Below are 22,202 nucleotides of genomic sequence, written 5' to 3' on the forward strand. Positions count from 1 at the left end.
CTCCTGACCGGCACCCCGGATCCGCACGCGACCTGCGTTCGCCACGCGGGTGTGGATCCACCCAGCTTGAACCGGAAGCCCCGTCTCCCGTCCTTCCCCAGGACGGCGAGGCGGGGCTTTTCGCATGGCATTCGTGGAATTTTGCATTCCGGTAACGGGAAATTCAGACCGCTTCCACCCCGTCGCACTGCCGCTTGTGATGAAGGCGACAGAAGACCCCCGGAAAGCCCTTCGGGAAACTGACATGTCGTCGCATGGTGCTAGCATTCGATCTTGTTCGACTTTGGAAAGTGTGTGCGGGCGGGGTGAACTCCCGTACACCGGGGGGCCAGAGGCGATTCCGCATAGCCCCCTGCTGACGCGTGGGGGATTCTCAGAGTGTTCGACGGGCCGCAGTCCGCAAGCAATCCTTTGTCGGTAGCCCAGGAGCGCGTCTGGTTCGCCCAGGAGCTGGCTCCGGACAGCCTTCTCTACAACGTCAACGGCTATGTGGAGATTCGCGGCGCGCTCGACGAGGCGCTCTTCGAGAAAGCCCTTCGCCAGGCGGTCGACGAGGCCGAGGCGCTGCACGTCACGTTCGGCGAGACGGACGGCGTCCCCCGGCAGTACCTGCGGTCCGACCGCGACTGGCCCCTCCCCCACGCCGACCTGACCTCGGACGACGACCCCGGCGCCACGGCATTCGCGGCCATGCAGGCGGACCTCGAACAGCCCATTGATCTACTGAATGGTCCACTGTTCAAACAAATGCTGTTCAAGGTCGGACCCGACCGATTCTTCTGGTACATGCGGACGCACCACATCGTGTGCGACGCCTATGCCTTCAATCTCCTCGTGCAGCGTGTCTCGACGTGTTATACCGCGCTCACGGAAGACGGTCACGGGATACCCGCGACGCCTTTCTCCCCGCTCTCCGAGTTCCTCGACGAGGACATGAAGTACGCCGAGGGCGAGCGCAGCGGCAGGGACCGCGACTACTGGCTGGAAAAGTTCGGTGACGACCCCGACATCCTGAACCTGCCCGACCGGGCCACCGGGCTGTGGGCCGAGTCGAAGAGCCATGGCTCATGGCTGGAAGCCGACTATTTCGCGGAAATCAAACGGCTCGCCCGGGAGGCGCGCTCGACCTGGCAGGTCACCCTGACCGCAGCCGCCGCGGCCTATCTGCGGCACTTCACCCACACCGATGACGTCGTTCTCGGCTTTCCCGTGACCGGCCGCCTCACGCCGGTCACCCGGGAGACCCCCGGCATGGCCTCGAACGTGCTCCCGCTGCGGATCGCCGTGCGGCCCGACATGTCGTTCGGCGACCTGCAGCGCCACGTCGGCCAGGAGATGCGCGGCCTGCTGCGCCACCAGCGCTACCGCGGCGAGGACCTCCGCAAGGACCTCGGCCTCGGCGGCCTCTCCCGCCGCATGTTCGGCCCCTCCATCAACTTCCTCCCGCTGGAGGAGGGGCTGCGGTTCGGGCCCTGCGTGGCCTCCGTGCACGGCATGCCCAGCGGGCCCGTCGACGACCTCGTCATCATCTTCGAGGGCGGCTCCGGCGACGACGGCATCGGCGTCCGGATCACCGGCAACGTCGCCGCGTACGACGCCGAGGCCATCACCGGCCACGGGCAGCGGTTCGTCGCGTATCTGCGGGCGCTGACCGCCGATCCCGCACGGCCCATCGGCACCCTGGACGTCATGGCGCCGGACGAGCGCGCCCGCGTGCTCACGGAGTGGAACGGAACCGCCCACGATCTGGACGCCGGGACGCTCCCCGACTGGTTCGAGGCGCAGGTCCGGCGCACCCCCGACGCCACCGCCCTGGTGCACGAGGGCGAGCGGCTGACCTACCGCGAGCTGAACGAGCGGGCCAACCGGCTCGCCCACCGGCTGATCGCCCGCGGGGCCGGTCCCGAGCGGCTCGTCGGGCTCGTCCTGCCGCGCTCCGTCGAGCTGGTCGTGGCCGTCCTCGCCGTGCTCAAGTCCGGCGCCGGATATCTGCCGGTCGACCCGGACGCGCCCGCCGCCCGGATCGACGCCGTCCTCGCCGAGGCCCGGCCCGTCCTGGTGCTCGACACCGTGGAGGCCGTACGGGACGTGTCGGGGCACCCCGCGAGCGACCCCACCGACGCCGACAGGGCCGCGCCGCTGCGGGCCGATCACCCGGCGTACGTGATCTTCACGTCCGGTTCGACGGGCAAGCCGAAGGGTGTGGTGAACACCCACCGCAACGTCACCCGGCTGCTCTCGGCCACCGAGGAGCAATACGGCTTCGGCGAGCGGGACGTCTGGACGCTCTTCCACTCCTACGCCTTCGACTTTTCGGTGTGGGAGCTGTGGGGCGCGCTGCTGTACGGCGGCCGTCTGGTGGTCGTGCCGCACACCGTCTCGCGCTCGCCCGAGGCCTTCCTCGACCTGCTCGCCGACGAGCGGGTCACGGTGCTCAACCAGACCCCGTCGGCGTTCTACCAGCTCATCGAGGCCGACCAACGGCGCCCCGACAGCCGGCTGGCCCTGCGTTACGTCATCTTCGGCGGCGAGGCACTGGTCCCGGGCAGGCTCGGCGAGTGGTACGACCGCCACCCCGAGGACCGGCCGACGCTCGTCAACATGTACGGCATCACCGAGACCACCGTGCACGTCACCCAGCACGCCCTCACCCGCGCCTCGGCCGCCGCCGACAGCGGAAGCACCGTCGGCCCCGCCCTGCCGGACCTGCGCGCCTATGTGCTGGACGCCGGTCTGCGGCCGGTGCCGCCCGGCGCCGTCGGGGAGCTGTACGTGGCCGGTCCGGGGCTGGCCCGCGGCTACCTCGGCCGCCCCTCGCTGACCGCCGACCGGTTCGTCGCCTGCCCCTTCGGCCCGGCGGGCAGCCGGATGTACCGCACCGGCGACCTGGCCCACTGGACGTCCGACGGCCTCCTCGTCCACGAGGGGCGCGCCGACCACCAGGTGAAGATCCGCGGGTTCCGGATCGAGCTCGGCGAGGTCGAGGCCGCCCTCTCCCGCCATCCGCGGGTCGCCCAGGTCGCGGTCGTGGCGCGCGAAGACCGCCCCGGCGACAAGCGGCTCGTCGCCTATGTGGTGCCGCGTGACGGCGGCTTCGACCCGTCCGAACTGCGCTCGTACGCGGGCGAGTCCGTCCCCTCGTACATGGTGCCCGCGGCCGTGGTCGCCGTGGACTCCCTGCCGCTCACGCCGAACGGCAAGCTCAACCAGCGTGCGCTGCCCGCGCCCCGGTTCGACGCCGCCTCGGCGGGACGTGCGCCGCGTACCGCGCACGAGGAGATCCTCTGCGGCCTGTTCGCCGAGGTCCTCGGTGTCCAGCAGCCCGGCATCGACGACAACTTCTTCGACCTCGGCGGCCACTCGCTGCTCGCCACCCGCCTCGCCGTGCGGGTACGGGCCGAACTCGGCGCCGAGATCCAGCTGAGCACCCTCTTCGAGTCGCCGACCGTGGCAGGCCTCGCCGCCGCGCTCGCCGCGGACCCCGCGGCGAGCGCCGCCGTCCGCCCGGCGCTGGTGCCGATGCCCAGGCCCGAAGCGGTCCCGCTCTCCTTCGCCCAGCAGCGGCTGTGGTTCCTGCACCAGGTCGAGGGCGGCGGGTCGACGTACAACATGCCGCTCGCCCTGCGGCTGCGCGGCGACCTCGACCGCGAGGCGCTGCGCGCCGCCCTGGGTGACGTCGTCGCCCGGCACGAGTCGCTGCGCACCGTCTTCCCGGAGACCGACGGCGCCGCACGCCAGACCGTGCTCGCCTCCCCCGCCGTACCCCTCCCGGTGACGGAGACGGACGAGGCGCGGCTCTCCGGCCTCCTGGACGACGCGGCGCGCACGGACTTCGACCTGTCCCGCGAGATACCGCTGCGCGCCACCCTGTTCAGGCTCGGCGAGCGGGAGCACGTGCTGGCGCTCGTGCTGCACCACATCGCGGGCGACGAATGGTCGATGGCCCCGCTGGCACGCGACCTCGGCACGGCCTACGCGGCACGTCTCGACGGCGGCGAGCCCGGCTGGCGGCCACTGCCCGTCCAGTACGCCGACTACAGCCTGTGGCAGCGCGAGCTCCTCGGCGACGAGACCGACCCGGACAGCCTGGCCCACCGGCAGCTCGCGTACTGGCGCACGGCGCTCGCCGCCCTGCCGGAGGAACTCGACCTGCCCACCGACCGGCCACGCCCCGCGGTGACCGGCCACGAGGGCGCGGCGCTGCCCGTGGCCCTCGGCGCGGAACTGCACCGGGCGCTCGCGGACCTGGCGGCGGGCCGCGGGGCCACGCTGTACATGGTGCTCCAGGCCGGACTCGCCGCGCTGCTCAGCCGGTTGGGCGCGGGCGACGACATCCCCGTCGGCAGCCCGGTCGCGGGCCGCACGGACGAAGCCCTCGACGACCTCGTCGGGTTCTTCGTCAACACCCTGGTCCTGCGCACCGACACCTCGGGGAACCCCGGCTTCGGCGACCTCGTGGACCGGGTCAGGGCCGCCGATCTGGAGGCGTACGCCCATCAGGACCTGCCGTTCGACCGGCTCGTCGAGGTGCTCAACCCGACCCGTTCCGCGAGCCGGCAGCCGCTGGTGCAGATCCTGCTCGCGCTGCAGAACACCCCGGAAGCCGGCATGGAGCTGCCCGGCATCGACCTCGACCGGTACGCCGTCCACCCCGGCGGGTCCAAGTTCGACCTCTCGCTGAGCCTGACCGAGACCCGGGACGCGTCCGGCGCGCCCGCCGGGCTAGAGGGCTTCATCGAGTACAGCACCGACCTGTTCGACCGGGGCAGTGTCGAGCTGCTGGTGGGCAGGCTCGTGCGGCTGCTGAGCGCCGCGGTCGCCTCGCCCGAGCGGGGCATCGGCGACATCGAGCTGCTCACGGACGCCGAACGCACCCGGCTCGCGGGCGAGTTCAACGACACCCGGCGGGATGTGCCCCGGCTGACCGTGCCCGCGCTCTTCGAGGCACGGGCCGCCGAGTCGCCGGACGCGCCCGCCGTCGTCTTCGACGGGACGGGTCCCTCCGACGGCAGTGGTCCGTTCGGTGGCACCAGCCTCTCGTACGGCGAGCTGAACCGGCGTGCCAACCGGCTCGCCCGCATGCTCATCGCGCGCGGCATCGGCCCCGAGGACACGGTGGCCCTGATGCTGCCGCGCTCGGCGGAGCTGGTCGTCGCGGTCCTCGCCGTACTCAAGTCCGGTGCCGCGTATCTGCCCGTCGACCCGGCATACCCGGCCGACCGCATCGCGTACCTGCTCACCGACGGAGCGCCCCGGCTGACGCTCACCACGGCGGCCCTCTCGGGCGGGCTGCCCGCGGGCACGGCGCACTGGACGGCCGAGGAGTGGACGGCGGCGGAGGAGGCGACGGCCGGGCTCATCGGTGCTGATGTTCTCTCCGGTGTGTACTCCGACGTCCTGTCCGAGATGAACGTGACGGACGCCGAGCGGCACGGCCCGCTCACGCTCTCCCACGCGGCCTACATCATCTACACCTCGGGATCCAGCGGCCGCCCCAAGGGAGTCGTCTGCACCCACAGGGGCGTGGCGAGCCTGCTCGACGCCCGCGGCAACCTCCTCGACCTCGGCCCCGGCGACCGGGTCCTCCAGTTCGCCTCGCTCAGCTTCGACGCGGCGTTCTGGGAGCTGTCCATGGCGCTGCTCTCCGGCGCCACCCTGGTCCTCGCCTCGCCCGACAGGCTGCGGCCCGGCGCCCCGCTGGTGGCGCTCGCCGCCGAGCACGAGGTGACGCATCTGCTGCTTCCGCCGTCGGTACTGGACGTCCTCGCGCCGTCGGACCTGCCCACGGTGCGCACGCTCCTGGTGGGCGGTGAGGCGTCCTCCGGCGAGCTGGTGGCCCGCTGGTCCCCTGGCCGCCGAATGATCAATGCCTACGGCCCGACGGAGATCACCGTCTGCGCGACGCTGAGCGGGCCACTGTCCGGCGACGCCAGGCCGCCGATCGGCCGGCCGGTCACGAACATGCGCGCCTACGTCCTGGACGCGCGGCTGCGGCCGGTGCCGGTGGGTGTCGTGGGTGAGCTCTATCTCGCGGGCGAGGGTGTGGCGCGCGGATATCTGGGGCGTCCGGGTCTGACGGGTGAGCGTTTCGTGGCCTGCCCGTTCGGGGAGCCGGGCGAGCGCATGTACCGCTCCGGTGACCTCGTGCGCTGGAACGCCTCCGGTGAACTGGAGTACCTGGGCCGTGCGGACGACCAGGTCAAGGTCCGCGGCCACCGCATCGAGCTCGGCGAGATCGAGTCCGTCCTGACGGCGCGGCCGACGGTCGCCCAGGCGGTCGTGATGACGCGGGCGGACCGCCCCGGTCAGCTCGTCGCGTACGTCGTTCCGGCGGACCCCGGCCATGAGGTGGACGCGGCGGAGCTGCGCGCCCAGGTCGCGGCGGCGCTGCCGGAGTACATGGTCCCGGCCGTCATCGTGGCCTTGGACGCCCTGCCGCTGACCCCGAACGGGAAGCTGGACCGGCGTGCGCTGCCCGCCCCCGACTTCGGAGCGGTAGTGGCGGGCCGTGCCCCGCGGACCCCCCGCGAGGAAGTCCTCTGCGGACTCTTCGCCGAAGTCCTCGGCGTCCAGCAGGTCGGCATCGACGACAACTTCTTCGACCTGGGCGGCCATTCGCTCCTGGCCACGCGACTGGTCAGCCGCGTCCGCTCCGTCCTGGGCATCGAACTCTCCCTGGGCGCACTCTTCGAGACCCCCACCGTCGCCGGACTCGCCACGGCCGCCGCACAGGCGGACGCGGCACGGCCCGCGCTGACGCGGCAGTCGCGTCCGGACGCGGTGCCGCTCTCCTTCTCGCAGCAGCGGCTGTGGTTCCTCAACCGCCTGGAGAGCGCGGGCGCGCTCTACAACATGCCGCTCGCCCTGCGCCTCACCGGAACCCTGGACCACGACGCGCTTCAGGCCGCGCTCGGCGACGTCGTCGCCCGGCACGAGTCGCTGCGCACGGTCTTCCCGGACGTCGACGGCGAAGCCCACCAGAGCGTCCTGGGCTCCGTCCCGGTGCCGCTGCCGGTGACCGAGACCGACGAGCGGGAGCTTCCGGGCCTGCTGAGCGCGGCTGCCGGGGCGGGCTTCGACCTGTCGTCCCACATCCCCGTACGCGCAAGCCTGTTCAGGCTCAGCGCGACCGAGCACGTGCTCTCGCTGGTCCTGCACCACATCGCGGGCGACGGCTGGTCCATGGGCCCGCTGGCCGCCGACCTCGGCACGGCCTACGCGGCACGCCTCGAAGGTGGCGAACCGGGTTGGCAGCCGCTGCCCGTCCAGTACGCCGACTACGCCCTCTGGCAGCGCCAACTCCTCGGCGACGAGGACGAGTCCGGCAGCCTGGCGCACGCCCAACTCGACTACTGGCGTGACCGGCTCGCGGGGCTTCCGGACGAGCTGAACCTCCCGACGGACCGGCCGCGCCCCACCGAGTCGAGCCACCGAGGTGGCCGCGTGGCGGTGGAGTGGGACGCCGAACTGCACCAGCGGCTGGTGGCGTTCGCGCGCGAGTCCTCCTCGTCGGTCTTCATGGTGGTGCAGGCCGCGCTCGCGACACTGTTGAACCGGCTCGGCGCCGGGGACGACATTCCGATCGGCAGCCCCATCGCCGGACGCACCGACGAGGCGCTTGATCACCTCATCGGCTTCTTCACCAACACCCTCGTCCTGCGCACCGACGTCTCCGGTCAGCCCACCTTCCGGGAGCTGGTCTCCCGCGTCCGGTCCACCGACCTCGACGCCTATGCCCACCAGGACATCCCCTTCGAGCGCCTCGTCGAACTCGTCAACCCCACACGCTCCCGCTCCCGCCACCCCCTCTTCCAGGTGCTCCTCGCCTTCCAGAACACTCCTGAGGCGTCCCTCGAACTGCCCGGTCTCGCAGTCGGGATCGAGGGGGTCGACGTCGGTGTCGCCAAGTTCGACCTGTCGATCAACGTGCAGGAACGGCACGGGGAGCAGGGCCCTGCGGGCATCGGCGGCACGCTGGAGTACAACGGCGATCTCTTCGACCACGAGACCGCGGCCGCGCTCACCGCACGCCTCGATCACGTCCTGCGCGCCCTCCTGACGGACCCGGACCGCCCGGTCAGCCGGGTCGAACTCCTCGACGCCGACGAGCGGCACCGCATCCTGACCGACTGGAACGACACCGCCGCCCCGGTCGCGCACGACACCCTCCCGGCCCTCTTCGAGGCCCAGGCCGCCCGCACCCCGGACGCCGCCGCCGTCATCCACGACGGCACCACTCTCAGCTACGCCGGGCTCAACGCGCTCGCCAACGGTGTGGCCCGGCAGCTCACCGAGCGGGGCGTGGGCCCCGAGGACCTGGTGGCGGTGGCCATGCGCCCGTCGCCGCGGCTTCTCGCCGGGCTGCTCGGCGTGCTCAAGGCCGGTGCCGCCTATCTGCCGGTCGACTGCGACTACCCGGCCGACCGCATCGCGCACATGCTGCGGGACTCCGCTCCCGCGCTGCTCCTGACGACGGAGGAAACGGTCGCGGGGCGCGCGGAGTTCGCCGCGGATGCAGAGCTCGGCGTTGAATCGTCCGGGCTGCCGCGGCTCTTCTGCGACCTCGTGCCGCCCGTGGCCGAGAACCCGGACGACGAGCGGCGGACCCGTCCGCTGCGGCCGCACCACCCCGCGTACGTCATCTACACCTCGGGGTCCACCGGCGTCCCCAAGGGCGTCGTCGTGGAGCAGCGCAACCTCGTCGACTACCTGGAGTGGGCGGGCCGCAGCTACCCGAGCGCGGGCGGATCCGCGCTGCTGCACTCCTCGGTGTCCTTCGACATGACGGTCACCGCGCTCCTGACGCCGCTGACCGTCGGCGGCTCCGTGTGCGTGGGCAGTCTCGACGAGGCCGGTCTCCCGGCCACCGCGCCGACCCTGCTCAAGGGCACGCCCAGCCACCTGCCGCTGCTCGAAGCCCTCCCCGGGCACGCGTCACCGACCGGCGACCTGCTGCTGGCGGGTGAGGCGCTGACCGCCGAGGCCCTGGACAGCTGGCGCTCCGCGCACCCCGAGGTGACCGTGCGGAACGTCTACGGTCCGACCGAGACGACCGTGAGCTGCACCGAGCACCGGATCGCCCCCGGCACGGATCCGGCATCCGGCCTCACATCCGGCCTTGCTTCCGGCCCGCTGCCGATCGGCCGCCCGCTCGCCAACACCCGTCTGTACGTGCTCGGTTCGGGCCTGCTGCCCGTACCGGCCGGAGTGCCCGGCGAGCTGTACGTCGCCGGACACGGTGTGGCGCGCGGTTATCTGGGGCGTCCGGGTCTGACCGGTGAGCGTTTCGTGGCCTGCCCGTTCGGGGAGCCCGGCGAGCGCATGTACCGCACCGGCGACCTCGTGCGCTGGAACACGGACGGCGAACTCGAATACCTGGGCCGCGCGGACGACCAGGTCAAGGTCCGCGGCTTCCGCATCGAACCCGGCGAGATAGCCGCCGTCCTCGACCGCCACGCCACGGTCTCCCACGCCGCCGTCGTCGTACGCGAAGACCGCCCCGGCGACAAACGCCTCGTCGCATACGTGGTCCCGGCGCACCCCGGCCAGGACATCGACCCCGCCGAACTCCGCGCCCACGTAGCCGCCACCCTGCCCGAATACATGGTCCCGGCCGCCGTCGTCACCATGGATGCCCTGCCGCTGACCCCGAACGGGAAGCTGGACCGGCGTGCCCTGCCCGCCCCCGACTTCGGAGCGGTAGTGGCGGGCCGTGCCCCGCGCACCCCCCGCGAGGAAGTCCTCTGCGGACTCTTCGCCGAAGTCCTGGGCATCCAGCACGTCGGCATCGACGACAACTTCTTCGACCTGGGCGGCCATTCGCTGCTCGCCACGCGACTGGTCAGCCGGGTCCGCTCCGTCCTGGGCATCGAACTCTCCCTGGGCGCACTCTTCGAGACCCCCACCGTCGCCGGACTCGCCACGGCGGCCACTCAGGCGGATGCGGCACGACCGGCGCTCACCCGCCAGCCGCGCCCCGAAGCCGTACCGCTGTCGTTCGCCCAGCGCCGCCTGTGGTTCCTCAACCGCCTGGAGAGCGCGGGCGCGCTCTACAACATGCCGCTCGCCCTGCGTCTCACCGGCCGGCTCGACCGCGAGGCGCTGCAGGCCGCGCTCGGCGACGTCGTCGCCCGGCATGAATCCCTGCGCACGGTCTTCCCGGACACCGACGGCGAAGCCCACCAGACCGTCCTCGGCGTCGAAGCCGCGTACGTTCCCATCCAGCAGGTCACCGTCTCCGATGAGGCGGAGCTGCGTTCCGCGCTGCGCCAGGAGATGACGGCGGGCTTCGACCTGTCGCGCGAACTGCCGGTGCGTGCGGCCCTGTTCGCGGCGGGCGAGGACGAGCACGTGCTCTCGCTGGTCCTGCATCACATCGCGGGCGACGGCTGGTCCATGGGCCCGCTGGCCGCCGACCTCGGCACGGCCTACGCCGCCCGCGCCGAAGGCGAAGGCCCTGCCTGGCAGCCGCTGCCCGTCCAGTACGCCGACTACGCCCTCTGGCAGCGCCAACTCCTCGGCGACGAGGACGAGTCCGGCAGCCTGGCGCACGCCCAGCTCGACTACTGGCGCACGAACCTCGCCGCCCTCCCCGAAGAGCTCGACCTGCCCACCGACCGGCCCCGTCCCGCGGTGGCCAGCCACGACGGCGGCATGATTCCGCTCGACTGGGACGCCGAACTGCACCAGCGGGTCGTGGAGTTCGCGCGCGAGTCCTCCTCGTCGGTCTTCATGGTCGTACAGGCCGCACTCGCCGCCCTGCTCAACCGACTCGGCGCCGGGGACGACATCCCCATCGGCAGCCCCATCGCCGGACGTACCGACGAAGCCCTCGACGACCTCATCGGGTTCTTCACCAACACCCTCGTCCTGCGCACCGACGTCTCGGGACAGCCCACCTTCCGGGACCTCGTCTCCCGCGTCCGCACCACCGACCTCGACGCCTACGCCCACCAAGACATCCCCTTCGAGCGCCTCGTCGAACTCGTCAACCCCACACGCTCCCGCTCCCGCCACCCCCTCTTCCAGGTGATGCTGGCTTTCCAGAACACCTCGGAGACGGTCGTCGAACTGCCCGGCCTCACCATCGGGGCCGAGCCGGTGGACACCGGTGTCGCCAAGTTCGACCTGGTGTTCAGCTTGCGCGAGCGTGCGGAGACCGGTGGCCTGCACGGGCTCCTTGAGTTCAGCGGTGACCTCTTTGACGCCATCACCGCCGCCGGTCTCGCGCGCCGCCTGGAAACCCTCCTGCGTGCCGTGGTCACCGAGCCGGACGTCCCGGTCAGCCGGGTCGAGCTGCTCGGCGCCGACGAGCGGCAGCAGGTCCTCGCCGGGTGGAACGACACCGCGACCCCGGTCGAGCACGGCACCCTGCCGGCCCTGTTCGAGGCCCAGGTGGCCCGCACCCCGGACGCCGCCGCCGTCATCCACGACGGCACCACCCTCAGCTACGCCGAACTCGACGCACGGGCGAACCGACTGGCCCGGCTGCTGGTCAGCCGTGGCGTCGGGCCCGAATCGGTGGTGGCCCTCGCCATCCCGCGCTCGGCGGACCTCGTCGTGGCCGTCCTCGCAGTGGTCAAGGCGGGCGCCGCGTACCTGAACATCGACCCGGACTACCCGGCCGAGCGCGCCGCCTACATGTGCGCGGATGCCGCGCCCATGGGCCTGCTGACCGTGGGCGACGCCGGTCGGCGCGTCCCGGACTCCGTGCCGCGCTGGCACCTCGACGGGCCCGAGGCCGCCGCCCGGCTCGCCGCCTTCCCCGCGGTCGCCCTGGCCGATGCCGAGCGGAAGTTCACGCTGCGGACCGACCACCCGGCGTACATCGTGTACACGTCGGGCTCCACCGGTACGCCCAAGGGTGTCCTGGTCACGCACCACGGCCTGGCGAGCCTCGCGCTCTCCCACCAGGAGTCGCTCGGCGTGGACGGCGCGTCGAGGGTGCTGCAGTTCGCCTCGCTCAGCTTCGACGCTTCGGCGTGCGAGCTGGCCATGACGCTGCTGGGCGGTGCGGCTCTGGTCGTGCCGCGCCCCGAGCAGGTCATCGGGGACGCCGTGGTGCGACTCATGGCAGAGGAACGCGTCACGCACGCCATGCTGCCGCCCGCCTTCGTCGCCACCCTGGACCCGGAGCGCGTACCCACGCTGCGCGGTCTGATCACCGGCGGCGAGGCCTGCCCGCCCGAGGTGACGGCCCGCTGGTCGGCCGGGCGGCGGATGCTCAACGCGTACGGCCCGACCGAGTCGACCGTGTGCGCCACGCTGAGCGCCCCGCTGACGGGAGCCGTGTCCGCGCCGATCGGCCGGCCCATCGCCAACACCCGCGTGTACGTGCTGGGTTCGGGTCTGCGCCCGGTGCCCGCCGGGGTCGTGGGTGAGCTGTATCTGGCGGGCGACGGTCTCGCCCGCGGTTATCTGGGCCGTCCGGGCCTGACGGGTGAGCGTTTCGTGGCCTGCCCGTTCGGGGAGCCCGGCGAGCGCATGTACCGCACCGGCGACCTCGTGCGCTGGAACACGGACGGCGAACTCGAATACCTGGGCCGCGCGGACGACCAGGTCAAGGTCCGCGGCTTCCGCATCGAACCCGGCGAGATAGCCGCCGTCCTCGACCGCCACGCCACGGTCTCCCACGCCGCCGTCGTCGTACGCGAAGACCGCCCCGGCGACAAACGCCTCGTCGCATACGTGGTTCCCACGGACCCCGGCCAGGACATCGACCCCGCCGAACTCCGCGCCCACGTAGCCGCCACCCTGCCCGAATACATGGTCCCGGCCGCCGTCGTCACCATGGACGCGATCCCGCTCTCCCCCACCGGCAAGGTGCACCGCGAGGCGCTGCCTGCCCCGGACTACGACGCGGTGATCTCGGGCCGCGCTCCGCGAACCCCGCGTGAGGAGGTCCTCTGCGGGCTCTTCGCCGAGGTCCTCGGTCTCACCAGGGTCGGCATCGACGACAACTTCTTCGAGCTGGGCGGCCATTCGCTGCTCGCCACGCGACTGGTCAGCCGGGTCCGCTCCGTCCTGGGCATCGAGCTGCCGCTCGCCACCCTGTTCGAGGCGCCGACAGTGGTGGGTCTCGCCGCCGTGTCGACCGGCGCCGAGGCGGCCCGCCCCGCGCTGGAGCCGCAGGAGCGCCCGGAGCCGCTGCCGCTGTCCTTCGCCCAGCACCGCCTGTGGATGCTGAGCCGACTGCACGACGCGGACGCCCTCTACAACATGCCTGTGGTGCTGCGCCTCACCGGCACCGTGGACCGCGAAGCTCTCCAGGCCGCGCTCGGCGATGTGGTCGCCCGGCACGAATCCCTGCGCACGGTCTTCACCGAGTCCGACGGGCACGCGGAGCAGCGGATCCTCGCTCCGGCGGAGGCGGACTTCACCCTGTCCGTCACGCGCACCGACGAGCGGGAGCTCCCGGGTCTGCTGCACGCGGCGGCGGGGGCGGGCTTCGACCTGTCCTCCGAGATACCGGTGCGGGCGAGCCTGTTCACGCTGGACGAGGCCGATCACGTACTGCTCATCTCGCTGCACCACATCGCGGGCGACGGCTGGTCCATGGGCCCGCTGGCCGCCGACCTCGGCACGGCCTACGCCGCCCGCCTCGAAGGTGGCGAACCCGGTTGGCAGCCGCTGCCCGTCCAGTACGCCGACTACGCCCTCTGGCAGCGCCAACTCCTCGGCGACGAGGACGAGTCCGGCAGCCTGGCGCACGCCCAGCTCGACTACTGGCGCAACAACCTCGCCGCCCTACCCGAAGAACTGGAGCTGCCGACGGACCGGCCGCGCCCCACCGAGTCGAGCCACCGAGGTGGCCGCGTGGCGGTGGAGTGGGACGCCGAACTGCACCAGCGGCTGGTGGAGTTCGCGCGCGAGTCCTCCTCATCCGTCTTCATGGTCGTACAGGCCGCGCTCGCCGCCCTGCTCAACCGGCTCGGCGCCGGAGACGACATCCCCATCGGCAGCCCCATCGCCGGACGCACCGATGAGGCGCTTGATCACCTCATCGGCTTCTTCACCAACACCCTCGTCCTGCGCACCGACGTCTCCGGACAGCCCACCTTCCGGGACCTCGTCTCCCGCGTCCGCACCACCGACCTCGACGCCTACGCCCACCAGGACATCCCCTTCGAGCGCCTCGTCGAACTCGTCAACCCCACACGCTCCCGCTCCCGCCACCCCCTCTTCCAGGTGCTCCTCGCCTTCCAGAACACCCCGGAGACAGCCCTCGAACTGCCCGGCCTCACCATCGGGGCCGAGCCGGTCGACATCGGCGTCGCCAAGTTCGACCTGTCGCTGAGCCTGCGGGAGGGCACGGACGGACAGAGCGCCGCCGGAGTCCGCGGGATGCTCGAATACAGCACCGATCTCTTCGACCACGAGAGCGCGGGCCTGATCGCGGGCCGTCTTGAGCGGCTGCTGCGGGCGGTCGTCGCCGACCCGGACGTCCCGGTCGGTCTTGTCGACATCCTCGGCCCGGAGGAGCGGCACCGGACCGTGGTCGAGTGGAACGACACCCAGGTGGCCGTTCCGGGGCTCGGCTCGACGGCCCACGAGACGTTCGCCGAGCAGGCCCGGCTGCGGCCGGACGCCGTGGCGATCACCTCCGGCGCCCGGCAACTGACGTACGCCGAACTGGACCGGCGGGCCAACGGCCTCGCCCACCACCTGGTGGACCTCGGTGTGCGCCCCGAGGACCGCGTCGCCGTGCTCATGGAGCGGTCCGCGGACCTCGTGGTCGCCCTGCTCGCCGTGCTCAAGGCGGGCGCGGCCTACGCCCCGCTGCACGAGAGCTACCCGGACGAGCGCATGCGTGACGTGCTGCGCGGCTCCGGCGCCCGGGTCCTGGTCACCGACCGTGCGTGGCGGGAGCGGGGCGTGCCGGAGAACGCGGCGCGCGTCGTGCTCGCCGAGGAGGGCGGGGTCGCGGAGCACGCGCCCCGGATCCCGGGGCGGACGGACGCGCTCGCGTACGTCATGCACACCTCCGGTTCCACCGGGGAGCCCAAGGGCATCGCGATCTCCCACCGCTCGCTCCTGGAGCTCGCCCTTGACCCGTCCTGGGCGGAGGGGGGCCGTCACGAGCACGTGCTGATGCACGCCCCGTACGCCTTCGACATCTCCGACTACGAGCTGTGGGTGCCGCTCCTGTCCGGCGCACGGGTCGTCCTCGCGCCCCCGGGCGAGCCGGACGTCGCCGAGCTCAAGCGGCTGATCGTCGAGGAGGGCATCACCGGTGTCCACTTCACGGCGGGGCTCTTCCGGGTCGTCGCGGACGATCTGGGCGACGCGCTCGGCGGCGTCAGGGAGATCCTCACCGGCGGCGACGTGGTGTCGGTCGCGGCGGTCGAGAGCGTGCTGCGCGCCGCCCCGCACGTGGCCGTGCGCCATCTGTACGGGCCCACGGAGATCACCCTGTGCGCCACGACGCATCTGGTGACCGCCGCGGACGCTCTCGGCGACCGGCTGCCGATCGGCCGCCCGATGGCCAACACCCGTACGTACGTGCTCGACGCGTCGCTCGCGCCGGTTCCGGTGGGTGCCGTCGGTGAGCTGTACATCGCGGGCGCGGGCCTGGCGCGCGGGTATCTCGACCGCGCCGCGCTCACCGGCGAGCGGTTCGTCGCCGATCCGTACGGTCCGGCGGGTGGCCGCATGTACCGGACGGGCGACCTGGCGCGCTGGCTGCACGACGGCACGCTCGAATTCGCGGGCCGTGCCGACGACCAGGTCAAGGTGCGCGGGTTCCGCATCGAGCCGGGCGAGGTCGAGGCGGCGCTCACCCGCCACCCCTCGGTCGCGCAGAGCGCCGTCGTCGTCCGCGAGGACCGCCCAGGGGACAAGCGACTCGTCGCCTACGTCGTCGCGGCGGACCAGAGCGTCGACCCGGCGGAACTGCGAGCCCACGTAGGGGACTTGCTGCCCGACTACATGGTCCCTTCGGCCGTGGTGCCCCTGGACGAGCTGCCGCTGACCCCCAACGGGAAGCTGGACCGGGCCGCGCTGCCCGCTCCCGTGTACCGGACCGGGTCCGCCGCCGCCCCGCGCACGGAGCGGGAGGTCCTGGTGTGCCGCCTGGTCGCCGAGGTGCTCGGTCTGGAGCAGGTGGGCGTCCAGGACAACTTCTTCGAGCTCGGCGGGGACAGCATCGGCTCCATCCAGCTGGCGAGCCGGGCCCGCTCGGCGGGTCTCGCCCTGGCCCCGAAGGACGTCTTCCGCACCCGAACACTGGCGGAACTCGCGTCGGTGGCGGGTGAGTTGACGGAGACGGACACCGCGGTGGCCGCCGACGACGGTGTCGGCGATGTGCCGCTCACCCCGGTCATGCACGATCTGCGCGCACGCGGCGGCGGCCTGGACGGACTGCTCCAGTCGGTGCTCCTCCAGGTCCCTGCCGACCTGACCGAGACGGGCCTGGCCGCGACTCTTCAGGCGGCGGTGGACCGGCACGACGTCCTGCGCCTGGAAGTCATGGACGCCGACTGGCGCCTGCGGGTGCGGCCCACGGGCGCGGTGTCGGCGGCCGAGCAGTTGCGCCGTGTCGACACGACGGGCATGGACGAGGAGTCGGCCCGTGCGCTGATGGCCAAGGAGGCGACCGCCGCGGGTGAGCGGCTCTCGCCGGAGGACGGCGTGCTGTTCCAGGCCGTCTGGTTCGACGCGGGCGAAACGGCTTCAGGGCGACTGCTTCTGACGTTGCATCACCTCGCGGTTGACGGTGTGTCCTGGCGGGTGCTGCTGCACGACCTGAGCACGGCATGGGCTGCCGTCGCGGCCGGGGCGGCGCCTCGGCTCGAAGGGGTCGGCACGTCGTTCCGACGCTGGGCGAACCTCCTGACGGAGGAGTCGGCGAAGCCGTCCCGCACCGCCGAGCTCGCCTACTGGACGGGGCTGTACGACCGGCCGGAGCGGCGCATCGGCTCACGGGAGCTCGACCCGGCGCGGGACACCACCGCCACGGCGCGTGCGCTCACGGTCGCGGTGCCCGCGTCGGTGACGGACGCCGTGCTGACCCGGGTGCCCGCCGCCTACAACGCGGGCGTCAACGACGTGCTCCTGACCGCCCTGGCCCTGGCGTTGCTGGCCGACCGCGACGGCACTGACGGCTCCGATGGCGCTGACGGCTCCGGCGGGTCCGGCGGCTCCGGCGGCGGTGCGGTGCTCGTGGAGGTCGAGGGTCACGGCCGGCACGAGGACCTGATGGACGGGCTCGACCTGTCCCGCACCCTCGGCTGGTTCACGAGCGTCCACCCCGTACGCATCGAGCCGGGCACCGTCGACTGGGACGACCTGTGGCAGGCGGGGTCAGCCGTGTCGGACGTGCTCAAGCGCGCCAAGGAGCAGCTGCGGACCGTGCCCTCACAGGGTCTCGGCCACGGCCTCCTGCGGTATCTGAACGCGGAGACGGCACCGGCGATGGCTGCCCTGCCCGCCCCGCAGGTCGGCTTCAACTACCTGGGCCGGTTCGACGGTTCGGGACAGGCCGCCGACTGGGGTCTGGCGCCCGAGGCCACGCGGGACGACGGCGCGGGCATCCCGCCGGGCACGGCGATGCCGCTGCGCAACCCGCTCGCGGTCAACGCCATGACGCGGCCCGGACCGGAAGGACCCGAGCTGCGCGCCACGTGGACCTGGCCGGAAGGTCTGCTGACCGAGGCGGAGGTGGCCGCGTTCGCGGACGCCTGGGTGCGTGCGCTGACCGCGATGGCCCGGCATGTGGAGCGGGCCGACGCGGGTGGCGCGACGGCATCCGACTTCGACCTGGTCAGCCTCGACCAGGACGAGATCGAGGCGTTCGAGGACGAGTTCGCCTTCGACGATTTCTTCGATTTCGACGACTCCAGTGACATCGACGAGGACGGGGACCAGGGATGAAGCGCGAATCGGGTGCGAGGCGCGCTCCGGCACGCATTGAGGACGTGCTGCCGCTGACGGCCCTCCAGGAGGGCTTCCTGTTCCACGCGATGTACGACGAACAGGGCGCGGACGTCTACCACTTGCAGTTCGTCTTCGACCTGCGCGGGGACCTGGACGCCGGGGCCCTGCGCCGGGCCGCCGACGGACTGCTGCGCCGGCACGGCAACCTGCGCGGCGCGTTCCGCCAGCGCCGCAACGGCGAATCGGTGCAGGTCGTCCTCGAACGGGTGCCGGTGCCGTGGAGCGAGCTCGACCTCACGGAGCTGCCCGCGGCCGACCGGGCGGAACGGCTCGCCGAAGCCCTCGCCGACGACCGCGCGACCCGCTTCGACCTCAAGAAGCCCCCGCTGATCCGCTGCCGCCTGATCCGGCTCGGCCCGGCCGAGCACCGGTTCGTACTGACGAGCCATCACATCCTGCTCGACGGCTGGTCGGTGCCGCTGATGCTGCACGAACTGTTCACCATGTACGCCCAGGACGGCGGCGACCACACCCTGCCGCCCGTCCAGCCCTACCGCGACTATCTGCGCTGGCTGGCGGGCCGCGACCGCACGGAGGCCACCGCGGCCTGGCAGCGGCACCTCGCGGACCTGGCGGGCCCGACCCTGCTCGGCCCGCCCGGCGCGGGCCGCGAGACCGTGCTGCCCGAGGAGGCCGAGGCCGAGCTGGACGCGGAACTGACCGCGGTGCTCGCCGAGTTCGCCCGGCGCGGCGGCCTCACCCTCAACTCGGTGGTGCAGGGCGCCTGGGCGCAGGTGCTCGGCGCGCTCACCGGCAGCGACGACGTCGTCTTCGGCGCGACGGTGTCGGGCCGGCCGCCGGAGCTTCCCGGCGTCGAGTCGATGATCGGTCTCTTCGCCAACACCGTGCCGGTACGGGTGCGTCTCGCCCCGGGTCGGTCCCTCGCGGACACGATGGCGGGCCTGCAGACCGAGCGTTCGTCCCTCGCCGCGTACGAGTACATGGGGCTCGGCGAGATCCAGCAGCTCGCCGGGACGGGCGGCGAACTCTTCGACACGCTCTACGTCTTCGAGAACTACCCCGCCCCTTCCGGCGACGGCAAGCCCGCCTACCAGGGCCTGGAGATCGCCGGCACGGAGGGCCAGGGCGCCGCCCACTACCCGCTGACGCTCACCGTGCTGCCCGGCGACCGGCTCCGGTTCCGGCTCACCTACCGGCCCGACCTGTTCACCCGCGAGGCGGTGCTCGGCTGGGCCGGGCGGCTGCGCCGGGTGCTGCGGGCCGCCGTGGCCACGCCCGGACTGCCGGTCGGCCGCGTGGACGTGCTCGAAGCCGCCGAGCGGCAGCGCGTCGTCGAGGAGTGGAACGACACCGCGGCCGTGCTCGACGAGCGGTGCTGGCCCCGGCTCTTCGAGGAGCAGGTGCGGCGTACGCCCGACGCGGCGGCACTGTGGCAGGACGGCGAGGTCATCACGTACGCCGGACTGAACGCGCGGGCCAACCGTCTGGCGCGCCTCCTGGTGGAGCGTGGCGCGGGCCCCGAGACGCTCGTCGCCCTCGCGCTGCCCCGCTCCCCGCAGCTGGTCGTCGCCCTGCTGGCCGTCCAGAAGGCGGGCGCCGCCTACCTCCCGGTGGACCTCGGGCATCCGCGCGAGCGGGTCGCGGCGATCCTCGCCGAGGCCGGTCCGCCCGCCGTCCTGACCACGCTGGTCGACCGGCACCGGCTGCCCGAGGGGCAGGTGACGCTCTGCCTCGACGACCCGGAGCTGCGTGCGGACCTGGCGGCGCGGGACGAGCATGACCTGACCGACGCCGAACGCACCGCGCCGCTGCGGCCCGCGCACCCGGCGTACGCGATCTTCACCTCGGGTTCCACGGGCGCGCCCAAGGGCGTCGTGGTACCGCACCGGGCGCTGCTCAACTTCCTCACCGCGATGGGCGGCACGTTCCCGCTGGGCACCGCGGACCGGATGCTCGCGGTGACCACGGTCGCGTTCGACATCCACGTACTGGAGCTCCAGCTGCCGCTGCTCACCGGGGCGAGCGTGGTCGTGGCCGACCGGGACGCGGTGCTCGACCCCGCCGAGCTCGCCGGCCTGGTCCGGCGCAGCGGGGCGACGATCATGCAGGCGACGCCGACGCTCTGGCACTCCCTGCTGTCCGAGCAGGCGGACGCCGTCGCGGGCCTGCGCATGCTGGTGGGCGGCGAGGCGCTGCCCGCGACACTCGCCGCGCGGATGCGGGAGACCGGCGCGGAGGTCACCAACCTCTACGGGCCCACCGAGACCACGGTGTGGTCGACGTCCGCCGCGATCGAAGGCCCCGTACAGGGTGCGCCCCGTATCGGCCGCCCGATCCTCAACACCCGGGCCTACGTGCTCGACGGCGCCCTGCGCCCCGTCCTTCCCGGCGTGGCCGGGGAGCTGTATCTGGCGGGCGAGGGGCTTGCCCGGGGCTATCTGGACCGTCCCGCGCTCACCGCGGGACGCTTCGTGGCGGACCCGCACGGGGCCCCCGGGGCGCGGATGTACCGCACCGGTGACCTGGCTCGCTGGACCCCGGACGGCGACCTGGAGTACCTCGGCCGCACCGACCACCAGGTGAAGGTACGCGGACACCGCATCGAGCTGGGCGAGATCGAGACGGCGCTGGTCGCCGACGCGCGGGTGGCCCAGGCCGCGGTGGTGGTCCGCGAGGACCGGCCCGGTGACAAGCGGCTCGTCGGGTACGTGGTGCGGGCCTCTGCCGGGGAGTCCGCGCCGGGCGTGGAGCCCGAGGCCTCGGAGGCCTCGGACGCCCCGGACGCCTCCGAGGGGCTTTCCGAGTCGCTGCGGGCGCACGTCCGTGGCCGGCTGCCGGACTACATGGTCCCCTCGGTCGTCGTCACGCTGCCCGCCCTGCCGCTCACCCCGAACGCCAAGCTGGACCGCAAGGCGCTCCCCGCACCCGACGTGACGGCGGGCCGCGGGACCGGCGGGCGCGCGGCACGCACCCCGCAGGAAGAGGTGCTGTGCGGGCTGTTCGCGGAGGTGCTCGGCCTGGAGTCCGTCGGCATCGACGACGACTTCTTCGAGCTCGGCGGCCACTCGCTGCTCGCCACCCGGCTGGTCAACCGCGTCCGTGCCGAGCTGGGCACCGCCACTTCGATCCGCAGCATCTTCGAGGCGCCGACCGTCGCCGGACTCACCCGGCGGCTGCACGAGGCCGACGACCCGTTCGCCACCCCGCTGCGGCTGCGTGCCGGGCAGCGCGGCAGCACCCCGTACTTCCTCGTGCACCCGGTGGTCGGCATCGGCTGGTGCTACTCCGGGTTCATCACGCGCCTGGGCCGGGACACCCCCGTGTACGCGCTCCAGGCCCGCGGCCTGAACGCCGACGAGCAGTGCGCGGCCGACCTGCCGGAGATGGCCGCGGACTACGTGGCCCAGATCCGCGCGGTCCGCCCGAAGGGCCCGTACCGCCTGGCCGGCTGGTCGTTCGGCGGCCTGGTCGCCCACGAGATCGCCACCCGGCTGCAGGGCGAGGGCGAGGAGGTCGAACTGCTCGCGCTGCTCGACTCCTACCCCGCGCGGGCGGAGGAGACGTTCGGGACGCAGGGCGACCGGGAGAGCGACCTGGGGAGCGAGCTGGAGAGCGACCTGGAGCAGGAGATCCTCGCCGTGCTCACGGCCGCGCTCGGCCCGGCCGCTGTGGGGGGCGTCCCTGACAGGACCCTGACCGCGGCGGAGATCGCCGAGCTGCTGCGCGAGCAGGACAGCCCGCTGGCCGGCATCGGAGAAGCCGGGATCGCGGCCTTCAGCCGAGTCGCCGCCAACAACCGTCGGATCGCCGGGGAGTTCGAGCCCGGCGTGTTCCGGGGCGACGTCCTGGCCTTCCGCTCCGGACGGGCGGACGGGTCGCACCCCTACGCCGTCAAGGCGTGGGACTCCCATGTGACGGGAGAGATCCACGAGTACGAAGTGGACTGCACACACCTGGAGATGACCACCCCGGCCGCGCTGGACGTGATCGCCCAGGTACTCAACGACCGGATGTCCGGTCGACGACAAGGAGAAGAAACAGCATGACGACCAACCCCTTCGAGGACGACAACGGCAGCTACCTGGTCCTGGTCAACTCCGAGGGCCAGCACTCCCTGTGGCCGGCCTTCGCCGACGTACCGGCCGGCTGGGAGCGGGTGCACGGCGAGGACACCCGCCAGGCGTGCCTGGACCACATCGAGCGGAACTGGACGGACATGCGTCCCAAGAGCCTGGTCGATGACATGCGGTCCGTGAACTCCATGAACTCCATGAACGCCGAACGGGTCTAGCGACCCGGGGAATTGG

At 72.6% G+C, this 22,202-nt stretch carries 3 protein-coding genes; all 3 read left to right on the forward strand.

Features of this window, described 5'->3' with window-relative positions; genetic code table 11:
* Positions 1 to 411: 411 nt before the first annotated feature.
* The 3 genes from AB0E78_RS04570 to AB0E78_RS04580 are packed head-to-tail and all read left to right on the forward strand — an operon-like array spanning position 412 to position 22,186.
* Positions 412 to 17,871 (forward strand): non-ribosomal peptide synthase/polyketide synthase, encoded by a 17,460-nt coding sequence (locus AB0E78_RS04570; RefSeq protein ID WP_361828146.1) that lies wholly within the window; start codon positions 412 to 414, stop codon positions 17,869 to 17,871.
* Entirely contained in the window at positions 17,868 to 21,941 is a 4,074-nt protein-coding gene (locus AB0E78_RS04575) for an amino acid adenylation domain-containing protein (RefSeq protein WP_361828148.1), read from the forward strand. The genes AB0E78_RS04570 and AB0E78_RS04575 overlap by 4 nt, the downstream gene beginning before the upstream one ends.
* Positions 21,938 to 22,186 carry an MbtH family protein gene (locus AB0E78_RS04580; RefSeq protein WP_361828150.1) on the forward strand — a complete coding sequence of 83 codons (249 nt, stop codon included), beginning with the start codon at positions 21,938 to 21,940 and terminating at the stop codon, positions 22,184 to 22,186. Before AB0E78_RS04575 ends, AB0E78_RS04580 begins: the two co-directional genes overlap by 4 nt.
* Positions 22,187 to 22,202: the final 16 nt, after the last annotated feature.

Source organism: Streptomyces sp. NPDC032198 (assembly GCF_040636975.1).
Taxonomy (GTDB): Bacteria; Actinomycetota; Actinomycetes; order Streptomycetales; family Streptomycetaceae; genus Streptomyces.